10 protein-coding genes and 1 tRNA gene are annotated in these 12,923 nt (G+C 66.2%); 7 read left to right on the top strand and 4 right to left on the bottom strand.

What is annotated here, in order from left to right; translation table 11 throughout:
- The first annotated feature begins 104 nt into the window (after window positions 1-104).
- Genes OG963_RS32725 through OG963_RS32710 form a run of 4 tightly spaced genes read left to right on the top strand, consistent with a single transcriptional unit; the run spans window position 105 to window position 4,481 of the window.
- Window positions 105-1,034 (top strand): branched-chain amino acid ABC transporter permease, encoded by a 930-nt coding sequence (locus tag OG963_RS32725; protein ID WP_030919619.1) that lies wholly within the window; start codon window positions 105-107, stop codon window positions 1,032-1,034.
- Window positions 1,035-1,039: 5 nt separating this feature from the next.
- A complete protein-coding gene (locus OG963_RS32720; RefSeq protein ID WP_093771755.1) occupies window positions 1,040-2,824 on the top strand; it encodes a branched-chain amino acid ABC transporter permease in 1,785 nt (594 codons plus the stop codon).
- 5 nt (window positions 2,825-2,829) lie between these two features.
- Entirely contained in the window at window positions 2,830-3,768 is a 939-nt protein-coding gene (locus tag OG963_RS32715; RefSeq protein ID WP_030919614.1) for an ABC transporter ATP-binding protein, read from the top strand.
- Window positions 3,765-4,481, top strand: a complete 717-nt coding sequence (locus OG963_RS32710) for an ABC transporter ATP-binding protein (protein ID WP_030919612.1) — start codon at window positions 3,765-3,767, stop codon at window positions 4,479-4,481. Before OG963_RS32715 ends, OG963_RS32710 begins: the two co-directional genes overlap by 4 nt.
- A 76-nt stretch (window positions 4,482-4,557) precedes the next feature.
- On the opposite strand, the gene OG963_RS32705 is transcribed toward OG963_RS32710, so the two are convergent.
- Window positions 4,558-5,217 (bottom strand): ANTAR domain-containing response regulator, encoded by a 660-nt coding sequence (locus tag OG963_RS32705; RefSeq protein WP_030919608.1) that lies wholly within the window; start codon window positions 5,215-5,217, stop codon window positions 4,558-4,560.
- Window positions 5,218-5,316: 99 nt separating this feature from the next.
- Between OG963_RS32705 and OG963_RS32700 the strand changes: the two genes are divergently transcribed.
- Window positions 5,317-5,391 (top strand) — tRNA-Leu (locus OG963_RS32700).
- Between the two features lie 108 nt (window positions 5,392-5,499).
- A complete protein-coding gene (locus tag OG963_RS32695; protein WP_093929654.1) occupies window positions 5,500-6,276 on the top strand; it encodes a helix-turn-helix domain containing protein in 777 nt (258 codons plus the stop codon).
- Between the two features lie 8 nt (window positions 6,277-6,284).
- On the opposite strand, the gene pyk is transcribed toward OG963_RS32695, so the two are convergent.
- On the bottom strand, window positions 6,285-7,718 hold the full coding sequence (pyk, locus tag OG963_RS32690; RefSeq protein ID WP_030919606.1) for a pyruvate kinase: 1,434 nt from the start codon (window positions 7,716-7,718) through the stop codon (window positions 6,285-6,287).
- 406 nt (window positions 7,719-8,124) lie between these two features.
- Here pyk and OG963_RS32685 point away from each other — a divergent pair, with 406 nt between their 5' ends.
- Window positions 8,125-9,924, top strand: coding sequence for a bifunctional UDP-sugar hydrolase/5'-nucleotidase (locus OG963_RS32685; protein WP_030919603.1), 1,800 nt, complete (start codon window positions 8,125-8,127; stop codon window positions 9,922-9,924).
- Between the two features lie 62 nt (window positions 9,925-9,986).
- Here OG963_RS32685 and OG963_RS32680 read toward each other — a convergent pair whose 3' ends face one another.
- Together OG963_RS32680 and OG963_RS32675 are read right to left on the bottom strand one after the other, a co-directional pair.
- Window positions 9,987-11,408 (bottom strand): lysine N(6)-hydroxylase/L-ornithine N(5)-oxygenase family protein, encoded by a 1,422-nt coding sequence (locus OG963_RS32680; RefSeq protein WP_093771751.1) that lies wholly within the window; start codon window positions 11,406-11,408, stop codon window positions 9,987-9,989.
- The gene (locus OG963_RS32675; protein WP_371799746.1) at window positions 11,405-12,817 is read right to left on the bottom strand and encodes an aspartate aminotransferase family protein; all 1,413 of its coding nucleotides are present in this window, start codon (window positions 12,815-12,817) and stop codon (window positions 11,405-11,407) included. Before OG963_RS32675 ends, OG963_RS32680 begins: the two co-directional genes overlap by 4 nt.
- Window positions 12,818-12,923 lie beyond the last annotated feature (106 nt).

Genomic DNA, 12,923 nt, shown 5'->3' with positions numbered 1-12,923 from the left:
GACCAGGCCCTCCCGGTCACGCAGCAAAGCAACCAGACCGCGCGGGAGCGCTACCAGCGCTCCCGCGCGGTGCCATATCCGAACCACTCCACGGAGGCCCTGCGGTGAACGAACTGCCGCAACAGCTGGCCAATGGACTCATCCTCGGCGCGATGTACGGTCTCATCGCGATCGGTTACACGATGGTCTACGGAATCATCCAGCTCATCAACTTCGCCCACGGCGAGATCTTCATGATCGGAGGCTTCGGAGCTCTCACCGTGTACCTCTGGATGCCGGCCGGCTCCAACCTCCTCGCAATCGTCCCCCTCATGATCATCGGCGGCGTCATATGCTCCGTCGCCGTCAGCGTCGCAGCCGAACGCTTCGCCTACCGGCCGCTGCGCACCGCCCCCAGACTCGCCCCGCTGATCACCGCGATCGGACTCTCCCTCGCACTCCAGCAGGCCATCTGGAAGTGGTACCCCAACGCCACGAAGGACCACCCCTTCCCCCAGTTCAAGGGCGAAGCGTTCGATCTCTTCGGCGCCAACATCCAGCGCGGTGACCTCTTCGTCCTCATCGCCGCACCCGTCTGCATGATCGCCCTCGGCCTCTTCGTCTCCAAGACCCGCTCCGGCCGCGGCATGCAGGCAACCTCGCAGGACCCCGACACCGCCAAGCTCATGGGCATCAACACCGACCGCATCATCGTCATGGCCTTCGCCATCGGCGCCGCGTTCGCAGCCGTCGCAGCCGTCGCCTACGGGCTCAAGAACGGCCAGATCGGCTTCCGCATGGGCTTCATCATGGGCCTCAAGGCCTTCACCGCAGCCGTACTCGGCGGCATCGGCAACATCTACGGCGCCATGCTCGGCGGAGTCGTACTCGGCGTCGCCGAATCCCTCGCCACCGGCTACATGAGCGACGTCCCCGGCATGGACCTCTTCGGCGGCGGCGCCTGGAAGGACGTATGGGCCTTCGTCCTCCTCATCGTCGTCCTGCTGCTCCGGCCCCAAGGCCTGCTCGGCGAACGCGTCGCGGATCGGGCGTGATACGGATGACCACCCAGAGCACACTCATCCCACTGCCCGCACCGATCGCCCGCCTCGCCACCGGCGCAGGCGCCGTCATCGCCCTCGCCGGCACCTTCCTCGCCTGGACCTGGACCACCGACTTCCCCGGCGACCTCACGGTCACCGGCTACCCCGGCGGCCTCCAGATCCTCACCCTCACCGGCGCGGCCCTCACCCTCCTCTTCGTACTCAGCGGATACGACATCCGAGGACTGCGCTGGCTCACCCCCGGCGGCACCAACAGCCCCGTCCGGCTCCTCGCCCTCGGCACCCTCGGCACCACCGGCTACACCATGGGGGCCATCGCCTACGAGCTCGGCGGCATCGTCAACCTCGAACCCGGCGCATGGGTCAGCGGCATCGGCGCACTCATCGCCACCGTCGCCGCACTCGCACTCCCCAGCGACGAACCCCTCTCCCCGCGCGAACCCCGGCCGGGCGCCTGGCAGCGCTTCCGCAACAGCCTCGCCGCACCCGCGGCAACCCGCGCCAAAACACTCCCCGCCTGGGCCGAAATCCTCATCATCACAGCAGCCTTCGGCACCATGCTGTACGTCTTCACCTACGGCATCGGCATCCCCACCGAAGACTCCGAACAGTTCATCGGCTTCCTCATCACCGCAGCCTTCGCGTTCACCGCCATCACCCGTGCGGGACTCATCTCCCGCATCACCGCGCTGACCACGAAGCACCGCAACGTCGCCCTCACCGCAGCCCTGGTCGCAGCACTCTGCTTCCCCTTCACCCAGGACACCGCGGAATACACGCTCATCGGCGCGAACATCCTCATCTTCGCGACCGTCGCACTCGGCCTCAACGTCGTCGTCGGCCTCGCCGGCCTCCTCGACCTCGGCTACGTCGCCTTCCTCGGCGTCGGCGCCTACACCGCGGCACTCGTCTCCGGCGCCCCCCTCGCCGCCATCGGCGTCCACTTCCCCTTCTGGGCCGCCGTCCTCACCGGAGCCGCAGTCTCACTCGTCTTCGGCGTCCTCATCGGCGCCCCGACCCTCCGACTGCGCGGCGACTACCTCGCCATCGTCACCCTCGGCTTCGGTGAAATCTTCCGCGTCACCGTCAACAACCTCAACGGCAACAGCGGACCCGACCTCACCAACGGATCCCAAGGCATCCCCAGCATCCCGGACCTCAACCTCTTCGGGATCGACTTCGGACTCAGCCACGACATCGGCCCGTTCACCCTCAGCAGGCCCGCCAACTACTACCTGCTGATGCTCGTCGTCACCGCCGTCGTCGTCCTCGTCTTCCGCCGCTCCGGAGAATCCCGCATCGGCCGCGCCTGGGTCGCCATCCGCGAAGACGAAACCGCCGCCACCGCCATGGGCATCAACGCCTTCCGGCTCAAGCTGCTCGCCTTCGCCCTCGGCGCCACCCTCGCCGGCCTCGCCGGCACCGTCCAGGCACACGTCAACTACACCGTGACACCCGAGCAGTACCAGTTCGCCGGCTCCGTACCCCCGAACTCCGCCTTCCTCCTCGCCGCCGTCATCCTCGGCGGCATGGGAACCCTCAGCGGACCCTTCGTCGGCGCCGCACTGCTCTACCTCATCCCGGCCAAACTCCAGTTCATGCAGGACTACCAGCTGTTCCTCTTCGGCATCGCGCTCATCCTCCTGATGCGCTTCCGCCCCGAAGGCCTGGTCGCCGACCGCAGGAAACAGCTCGAATTCCACGAGAACGACACCATCGACGTACCCGAACCACGGCAGTCCGAAGAAACCGGCGCCGGCATCGCCAAGGCGGGGGCGTGACCACCATGACCACCACCACACAAACCGCCACCACCGTCCTCGACGCAAGCGGCGTCACCATGCGCTTCGGCGGCCTCACCGCCGTACGCAACGTCGACCTCACCGTCAACGCAGGTGAAATCGTCGGCCTCATCGGACCCAACGGCGCCGGCAAAACCACCTTCTTCAACTGCCTCACCGGGCTCTACGTCCCCACCGAAGGCACAGTCAGCTACAAGGGCACCGTCCTGCCGCCCAAGCCCCACCTCGTCACCCAGGCAGGCATCGCCCGCACCTTCCAGAACATCCGGCTCTTCCCGAACATGACCGTTCTGGAAAACGTCCTCGTCGGACGCCACACCCGCACCAAAGAAGGCCTCTGGTCCGCCCTCCTGCGCCTCCCCGGCTTCACCAAAGCCGAGAACGCCAGCCGCGAACGCGCCATGGAACTCCTCGAGTTCATCGGCCTCCGCACCAAAGCCGACCACCTCGCGCGCAACCTCCCCTACGGAGACCAGCGCAAGCTGGAAATCGCCCGCGCCCTCGCCAGCGACCCCGGACTCCTCCTCCTCGACGAGCCCACCGCCGGCATGAACCCCCAGGAAACCCGAGTCACCGAAGAACTCATCTTCGCCATCCGGGACCAAGGCATCGCCGTCCTCGTCATCGAGCACGACATGCGCTTCATCTTCAACCTCTGCGACCGCGTCGCCGTCCTCGTACAGGGCGAAAAACTCGTCGAAGGCACCTCCGACGTCGTCCAGAGCGACGAACGCGTCGTAGCCGCCTACCTCGGCACCCCCTTCGAAGGCGCCCCCGGCGCCGAAGAAGTCGCCGAAGTCGAAGCGGCAGAAGCCGAAGCACACGCCGAAGCCGAAACCACGGAAGCGGAGCCCGCCGAAACGGCAACCGCCACCGACGACGACACCAGCACCACCCGCACCGAAGAGGAGGACACCCGATGACCGCACTGCTCCAGGTCGAAGACCTCCGCGTCGCCTACGGCAAGATCGAAGCCGTCAAAGGCATCTCCTTCACCGTCGAAGCCGGCCAGGTCGTCACCCTCATCGGCACCAACGGCGCAGGAAAGACGACCACCCTGCGCACCCTCTCCGGCCTCCTCAAGCCCATCGGCGGCCAGATCCTCTTCGAAGGCAAACCACTCACCAACGTCCCCGCCCACAAGATCGTCTCCCTGGGCCTCGCCCACTCCCCCGAGGGACGCCACATCTTCCCCCGGCTGACGATCACCGAGAACCTCCTCCTCGGCGCCTACCTCCGAAACGACAAAGCAGGCATCGAAAAGGACATCCAGCGCGCCTACGACCTCTTCCCCATCCTCGGAGAACGAAGGAAGCAGGCCGCCGGAACCCTCTCGGGCGGCGAACAGCAAATGCTCGCCATGGGCCGCGCCCTCATGTCCCAGCCCAAACTGCTCATGCTCGACGAACCCTCCATGGGCCTCTCCCCGATCATGATGCAGAAGATCATGGAGACCATCGTCGAGCTGAAGGCCCAAGGCACCACCATCCTGCTCGTCGAGCAGAACGCCCAGGCCGCACTCTCCCTCGCCGACCACGGCCACGTCATGGAGGTCGGCAAGATCGTCCTCTCCGGCACCGGCCAGAACCTCCTCCACGACGAATCCGTCCGCAAGGCGTACCTCGGCGAGGACTGACCCACCCCTTCACACGGAAGAGGCCCGCACCCCGATCGATCCGGGGTGCGGGCCTCTTCCGTACGTACCTGCGGGACTACTCGCCGTCCTTCGACGCCCGCCGCTTCTCCTCGGCATCCTCGATCAACGCCTCGGCAAGCTGCTGCATCGACAGACGACGATCCATCGACGTCTTCTGAATCCACCGGAACGCAGCCGGCTCCGACAGCCCGTAATCCGTCTGCAGAATGCTCTTCGCCCGATCCACCAGCTTCCGCGTCTCCAACCGCTGCGCAAGATCCGCGACCTCGGACTCCAGCGCCTTCAGCTCCGCGAACCGCGACACGGCCATCTCGATGGCCGGCACCACGTCGCTCTTGCTGAACGGCTTCACGAGATACGCCATCGCCCCGGCGTCCCGGGCCCGCTCCACGAGGTCGCGCTGCGAGAACGCGGTGAGCATCAGAACAGGCGCAATGGACTCCTCGGAGATGCGCTCGGCGGCGGAGATGCCGTCGAGGATCGGCATCTTCACATCGAGGATCACGAGGTCGGGCCGGTGCTCCCGGGCGAGCTCGACCGCCTTCTCGCCGTCTCCGGCCTCGCCGACGACCGCGTAGCCCTCTTCTTCGAGCATCTCTTTGAGGTCGAGGCGGATGAGAGCCTCGTCCTCGGCGATGACGACGCGGGTCGTCAGCGGCGGGACGTGCGACTTGTCGTCGTCGGCGACGGGCTGGGGCGACTCGGGCGTGGTCACGGGGCTCCTCGTTCAAGACAGGGGTACTGCTGCCAAGAGCCTACCTAGCTGCGGTAAGGTGGACGCTCAGCGGGTCGAGGGAAACCTTCGATTCAGCGAGCCCCGGTAGTCCAATTGGTTAGAGACAATGGATTCAAAACCCATCCAGTGTCGGTTCGAGTCCGACTCGGGGCACTTTTCCTTCGATTCCAAGGTCGCAAGGCACCGGCAGGGCTTCACTTGATCGTGTGATCGCCTCACTAAGCCTGCCCGCAAGCTCCATGATCCGCCAGACTCGGTCCTGTGTACGACCTTGATACGCGCAAGCGCGCTCTGGATCTCATCGCCCAGGGTTTCAGTCAGAACTCCGTAAGCAAACAGACCGGCATCTCCCGGGCTGCCATCCGTTCGTGGCAAACACGAATAGAACCCCTCGGCTGGAACCGCGCCGCTGATTGTCCAAGGTGCGACGACCCACCGCGCGATCCCGAAGACCCCGCCGCTTACTCCTATTTGCTCGGCCTCTATCTCGGCGACGGCTGCATCACCCACGCGAGAAGGGGCGTGTACTTCCTGCGCATTGCCTGCGCCGATGCCTGGCCCGGCCTCATCGACGCCTGCGCCGAAACCATGCAGCTCGTGCGCCCTGGCAACAAAGTGTTCCGGGTTCAGCGTCAGGGCTGCCAGAACGTGACCTGCTACAGCAAGCACTGGCCCTGCCTCTTCCCCCAGCACGGCCCAGGCAGGAAGCACAACCGCCAGATCGCTCTCGAGCCCTGGCAACAGAAGATCGTGGACGCTCACCCGTGGGAACTCATCCGCGGCCTGATTCACTCCGACGGATGTCGCATCACCAACTGGACCACCCGACTCGTCGCCGGTGAGCGGAAGCGTTACGAATACCCCCGGTACTTCTTCACCAACAAGTCGGACGACATCCGCAAGCTGTTCAGCGAAACCCTCACCGCCGTCGCGGTCGAGTGGACGACCCTCTCACGCGGGGGCAACCCGCTCAACATCTCCGTCGCCCGACGGGCGTCCGTCGCGCTCATGGACGCTCACGTCGGGCCGAAGCACTGACGACCGATCTACTTGGGGCTGTCGTCCTCGCCGATGTGGTGCACGCGTACCAGGTTCGTCGATCCCGCGACGCCGGGCGGGGAGCCGGCCGTGATGACCACGATGTCGCCCTTCTCGCAGCGGCCGATCCGCAGGAGTTCCTCGTCGACCTGGGCGACCATGGCGTCCGTGGAGTCGACGTGCGGGCCGAGGAAGGTCTCGACGCCCCACGTGAGGTTCAGCTGGGAGCGGGTGGCCGGGTCCGGGGTGAAGGCCAGCAGTGGGATGGGTGAGCGGTAGCGCGAGAGTCGCTTGACGGTGTCGCCGCTCTGGGTGAAGGCGACGAGGAACTTCGCGCCGAGGAAGTCGCCCATCTCGGCGGCTGCACGGGCGACCGCGCCGCCTTGGGTGCGGGGCTTGTTGCGGTCGGTGAGCGGGGGCAGGCCCTTGGCGAGGATGTCTTCCTCTGCGGCTTCGACGATGCGGGACATCGTGCGGACCGTTTCGATGGGGTATTTGCCGACGCTGGTCTCGCCGGAGAGCATGACCGCGTCGGTGCCGTCGATGACGGCGTTGGCGACGTCGGACGCTTCGGCGCGGGTGGGCCGGGAGTTGTCGATCATCGAGTCGAGCATCTGGGTGGCGACGATGACCGGTTTGGCGTTGCGCTTGGCGAGTTTGATGGCGCGCTTCTGGACGATCGGGACTTGTTCCAGGGGCATTTCGACGCCGAGGTCGCCGCGGGCGACCATGATGCCGTCGAATGCGGCGACGATGTCGTCGATGTTCTCGACGGCCTGGGGTTTTTCGACTTTGGCGATGACGGGGAGACGGCGGCCTTCTTCGTCCATGATGCGGTGGACGTCGTCGATGTCTTGTCCGCTGCGTACGAAGGAGAGGGCGATGATGTCGGCGCCGGTGCGAAGGGCCCAGCGGAGGTCTTCGATGTCCTTGTCGGAGAGTGCGGGGACGGAGACGGCGACGCCGGGGAGGTTGAGGCCTTTGTTGTCGGAGACCATGCCTCCTTCGATGACGGTGGTGTGGACGCGGGGGCCGTCGACGTGGGTGACTTCGAGGGTGACGCGGCCGTCGTCGACGAGGATGCGTTCGCCGGTGGTGACGTCGGTGTGGAGGCCTTCGTAGGTGGTGCCGCAGGTGTTGCGGTCGCCTTCGGTGGGTTCGACGGTGATGGTGAAGGTGTCGCCGCGTTCAAGGAGTACGGGGCCTTCGCGGAAGCGGCCGAGGCGGATCTTCGGGCCTTGAAGGTCGGCGAGGATGCCGACGCTGCGTCCGGTTTCGTCGGAGGCTTTGCGTACGTGGCGGTAGCGCTGTTCGTGTTCGGCGTAGGAGCCGTGGCTGAGGTTGAAGCGGGCGATGTCCATTCCGGCTTCGACGAGTGCCTTGATCTGCTCGTATGTGTCGGTGGCTGGGCCCAGGGTGCAGACGATTTTTGCTCGGCGCATGGTTTGAGCCTAGACCTTACCTACGGGTAGTGATTTGGGTCTGCGTGTCGACTCAACAACCTTTGGGTGAAGGGTTATTGACAAGTGTTGAATTGTGCACGAGGGCGCTCTGATGAGCATTCTGTTCATAGTTTTTGGGGGCTGTGGTGAGGCGGGGGTTCACCGGGGCGTGGTGGCGGGGGTGGCGGTTTCGGGGTCGGATTCGAGGTTCGCTGCGGTCGGCGACGCGTGGGTGGTCGGTGGTGCAGTAGGGGGCTGGTGTGTGGGCCGCGCGGCAGCTGCGGCATCGGGGGCGTGGCCCGTGTGGTCATCAGATAGAAACCTGCGGGGGGTGTTGCCGGGTGCGGCTGGTGGGTCATTATCTACGCGCGTTGTGTACTACGAGATCTGATCTGTGGGAGACGAGATGCCGCTGAACCGTAGGACGTTCCTGGGCACATCGGCTGCGGCCGGGGCCGGTGTGGCGATGGCTGGGGGTGTGGCTGTGCCTGCCGAGGCTCACGGTCGTGGTCATGGGCGTCCGCCGAAGCGGTATTCGTTCACGGTGATGGGTACGACCGATCTGCACGGGAATGTCTTCAACTGGGACTACTTCACGGACAAGGAGTTCGACGACAAGGCGCACAACGACGTGGGTCTGGCGAAGATCTCGACCCTGGTGGACCAGGTCCGTGCGGAGAAGGGCCGGCACAACACCCTGATGATCGATGCGGGTGACACGATCCAGGGCACGCAGCTGTCGTACTACTACGCGAAGATCGATCCGATCACGGCGAAGCGTGGTCCGGTGCATCCCATGGCGCAGGCGATGAACGCGATCGGGTATGACGCGGCGGCGCTGGGCAACCATGAGTTCAACTACGGCATTCCGGTGCTGCGGAAGTTCGAGGAGCAGTGTGATTTTCCGCTGCTGGGTGCGAATGCGCTGGATGCGAAGACGTTGCGGCCGGCGTTCGCTCCGTATGTGATCAAGCGGATGCGTACGCCGCACGGCCCGGATGTGAGGGTGGCGATTCTGGGTCTGACGAACCCGGGGATCGCGATCTGGGACAAGGTGAATGTCAGCGGCAAGATGGTGTTCCCGGGGCTGGAGGAGCAGGCGGCGAAGTTCGTGCCGCGGCTTCGGTCCATGGGGGCGGATGTCGTGATCGTGTCGGCGCACTCCGGGACCAGCGGGACGTCGTCGTACGGCGATCAGGTTCCGTATGTGGAGAACGCGGCGGCTCTGGTGGCGGAGCAGGTGCCGGGTATCGATGCGATTCTGGTCGGCCATGCCCATCTGGAGATCCCCGAGTACTTCGTGGAGAACAAGGAGACGGGCAAGAAGGTGGTGCTCTCCGAGCCGTTGAAGTGGGGGCAGCGGCTGACGCTGTTCGACTTCGATCTGGTGTGGGAGAAGGGCCGCTGGGTGGTGGAGCGTGCCGGTTCGCAGGTGCTGAACTCCAACGCGGTGGCTGAGGACCCGAAGATCACCGGCCTGCTGGCCGATGAGCACAAGAAGGTCGTGGCGTACGTCAATCAGGTCATCGGTACGTCGACGGTGGCGATGACGACGGCGGAGGCGGCGTGGAAGGACGAGCCGATCATTGATCTGATCAATGTGGTTCAGGCGGAGACGGTGAAGGCCGCTCTGGCTGGTGGCGAGTACGCGTCGCTTCCGGTGCTGTCGCAGGCGTCGTGTTTTTCGCGTACGGCGCAGATTCCGGCCGGCGACGTGACGATCAAGGATGCGGCGGGGCTGTATCCGTTCGAGAACACGCTTGAGGCACGGCTGTTGACGGGTGCGCAGATCAGGGACTACCTGGAGTTCTCGGCGCGGTATTACGTGCAGACGGCTGCTGATGCTCCGGTGGATACGGCGAAGTTGACGAATGCGGACAACACGCCGGATTACAACTACGACGCGGTGTCGGGTCTGACGTACGACATCGATATCGCGAAGCCGAACGGTTCGCGGATTGTGAATCTGTCGTTCGAGGGCAAGGCGATCGATCCGGCGGCTCAGTTCGTGCTGGCCGTGAACAACTACCGGGCGAGCGGTGGCGGTAACTTCCCGCACGTGCCGGGTGCGAAGCAGTTGTGGGCGAATTCGGAGGAGATCCGCAACACGATCATTGCATGGGTGCAGGCGAAGGGTTCGGTGGATGGTTCGCAGTTCGCTTCGGTGGACTGGCGGCTGACGCGGGACGGTAAGCCGGTGTTCTAGCGGTTCTGTGGTCGAGCGGCCGTCTCCTTTCCGGGAGGCGGCCGCTTTTTGTGTGCCGCTGGTCAGTTGCCTTGTACGAGGGGGATGAGGCCGGGGTGCTGGTGGGGGATTTTGGGGGTGTTCTGGGGGGTGAGGCCGAAGGTGGTGAAGGCGGTGCGTTGTGGGAGGGGGTAGGCGTTGGTGTCGGTGAGGTTGTTGAGGATGGTGGCGCTGCGCCAGGCGGCGAGTCCGAGGTCGGGGGCGCCGACTCCGTGGGTGTGGCGTTCGGCGTTCTGTACGTAGACGTTGCCGGTGACGGTGGGGTCGAGTTCGAGGCGGAAGTGTTCGTCGATGCGGGGGCGTCCGCCGGTGTCGCGGCGGATGTGGGGGGCGAGGCCGGTGAGGATGCGGTCGAGGGGGCGTTCGCGGTAGCCGGTGGCGAGGACGACTGCGTCGGTGGTGAGGCGGGTGCGGGTGCCTTGTTGGGTGTGTTCGAGGTGGAGTTCGACGCGGGTGTTGGCGAGACGGCCTGCGGTGCGTACGTGGACGCCGGGGGTGAGGGTGGTGTCGGGCCAGCCGCCGTGGAGGGTGCGTCGGTAGAGCTCGTCGTGGATGGCGGCGATGGTGTCGGCGTCGATGCCTTTGTGGAGTTGCCATTGGTGGGGGACGAGTTCGTCGCGTACGTGTTCGGGGAGTGCGTGGAAGTAGCGGCTGTAGTCGGGGGTGAAGTGTTCGAGGCCGAGTTTGGAGTACTCCATGGGGGCGAAGGCGTGGGTGCGGGCGAGCCAGTGGAGTTTTTCGTGTCCGGCGGGGCGTGCGCGGAGGAGGTCGAGGAAGATTTCGGCGCCTGACTGGCCGGAGCCGATGACGGTGATGTGTTCGGCGTCGAGGAGTTGCCGGCGGTGGTGGAGGTAGTCGGCGGAGTGGATGACGGGGACGTTTTCGGCGTCGGCGAGGGGTTTGAGGGGTTCGGGGATGAAGGGTTCGGTGCCGATGCCGAGGGCGATGTGGCGGGTGTAGGCGCGGCCGAGGGCTTCGGCTTCGCCGTGGGTGTCGAGTTGGGTGAAGTCGACTTCGAAGAGTCGGCGTTCGGGGTTCCAGCGGGCGGCGTCGACCTGGTGGCTGAAGTGGAGGCCGGGGAGTTGGTCGGTGACCCAGCGGCAGTAGGCGTCGTATTCGGCTCGTTGGATGTGGAAGCGCTCGGCGAAGTAGAAGGGGAAGAGGCGGTCGCGGCTGCGTAGGTAGTTGAGGAAGGTCCAGGGGCTTGCGGGGTCGGCGAGGGTGACGAGGTCGGCGAGGAAGGGGACTTGGAGGCTTGCGCCGTCGATGAGGAGGCCGGGGTGCCAGTGGAAGGCGGGGCGTTGTTCGTAGAAGGTCGCGGCGAGGGGGTGGGGGTTGCCGGGGATGCCGTGGGCGAGGGCGGCGAGGGAGAGGTTGAAGGGGCCGATGCCGATGCCGACGAGGTCGTGTGGCTGGTCGGGGTTGGGGCTGGGTCGGTCGGTCATCGGGGTGTGTTGCCTTTCTTGAGGTCGTGGGTGAGGTGGGTGACGTGGTCGAGGAGGGTTTGGAGGTCGTCGGGGGTGGTGTGGGGGTTGAGGAGGGTGGCTTTGAGCCAGAGGCCGTTGTGGGTGTGTGCGCGGCCGAGGACGGCTCGGCCGTTGGTGAGGAGGGTGCGGCGGATGGTGGCGACGGTGTGGTCGTCGGTGTGGTCGTCGGTGTGGGTGGGGCGGAAGAGGACGGTGGTGATGGTGGGGCGGTCGTAGAGGTCGAGGGTGGGGGTGTGGGTGATGAGGTCGGCGAGGTGGTGGGCGGTGCGGATGGTGCGGTCGATGAGGTCGGCGAGGCCGGAGCGGCCGAGGGCTTGGAGGGTGACGGCGATTTTGAGGGCGTCTGGTCGGCGGGTGGTGCGTAGGGAGCGGCCGAGGAGGTCGGGGAGGCCGGCTTCGGTGTCGTCGTGGGCGTTGAGGTAGGGGGCTTGGTGGTGGAGGGCTTGGAGGTGGTGATGGTCAGGGACGGCGAGGATGCCCGCGGGGGCGGGTTGCCAGCCGAGCTTGTGGAGGTCGAGGGTGACGCTGTGGGCGCGGTGGAGGCCGTGGACTTTGGTGCGGTGGGTGGGGCTGAAGAGGAGGGGGCCGCCGTAAGCGGCGTCGATGTGGAGTTCGGCGCCGTGGGTGGTGCAGAGGTCGGCGATGTCGTCGAGGGGGTCGATCTGGCCGGTGTCGGTGGTGCCTGCGGTGGCGGTGACGAGGAGGCGCTGGTGGTGGTGTCGGGTGAGGGTTTCCTCGAGTGCGGTGAGGTCCATGACGCCGGTGGGGGCCGGGATGGTGAGGGGTTCGGGGAGGCCTAGGAGCCAGGCGGCGCGGTTGATGCTGTGGTGGGCGTTGGTGGCGCAGATGGTCTGTACGGGGCCGTGGCGTTCGCGGGCGAGGAGGAGGGCGAGTTGGTTGGCTTCGGTGCCGCCGGTGGTGATGAGGGCGTCGGGGTGGGGGTGGTGAGGGTAGATCTCGTGGGCGAGTGCGGTGGTGGTGGCGGCTTCGAGGGTTGAGGCGGCGGGTGCTTGGTCCCAGGAGTCCATGGAGGGGTTGAGGGCGGAGGCGGCGAGGTCGGCTGCGGTGGCCAGGGCGAGGGGTGGGGTGTGGAGGTGGGCTGCGCAGTGGGGGTGTGCGGGGTCTGCGGAGCCTTGGGTGAGTGCGGTGACGAGGGTGCGCAGGGCGTGGTGGGGGCCGGTGCCGTGGTCGGGGATGACGGGGTGGGCGGCGGCGTGTATGTGGGTGGTGGTGGTCGGGGGTCCACCGGCGGGGATGGGGCCGTTTCGTCGGTGGGCTCCGTCGTGGAGTGCGGTGAGGACGGTGTCGAGGAGGGGGCGCAGGGCGTCGGGTCCGGTGGTGGATCCGGCCAGGGGTGGGGTGGGCATGGGTGGTGGGGCCCTTCGGGTGCGCGCATGGGTGGACATGCCAGCTTGTCCGGGTTTCTGGTGGCGCGGCCGGTGAGCGTGGTGATCTGAACTCGAAAGGGGGATG

Origin of the sequence: Streptomyces sp. NBC_01707 (assembly GCF_041438805.1) — a bacterium.
Lineage (GTDB): Bacteria > Actinomycetota > Actinomycetes > Streptomycetales > Streptomycetaceae > Streptomyces.
Note: the sequence above shows the minus strand (reverse complement) of the source record. Positions and strands in the feature narration are given on the sequence as shown.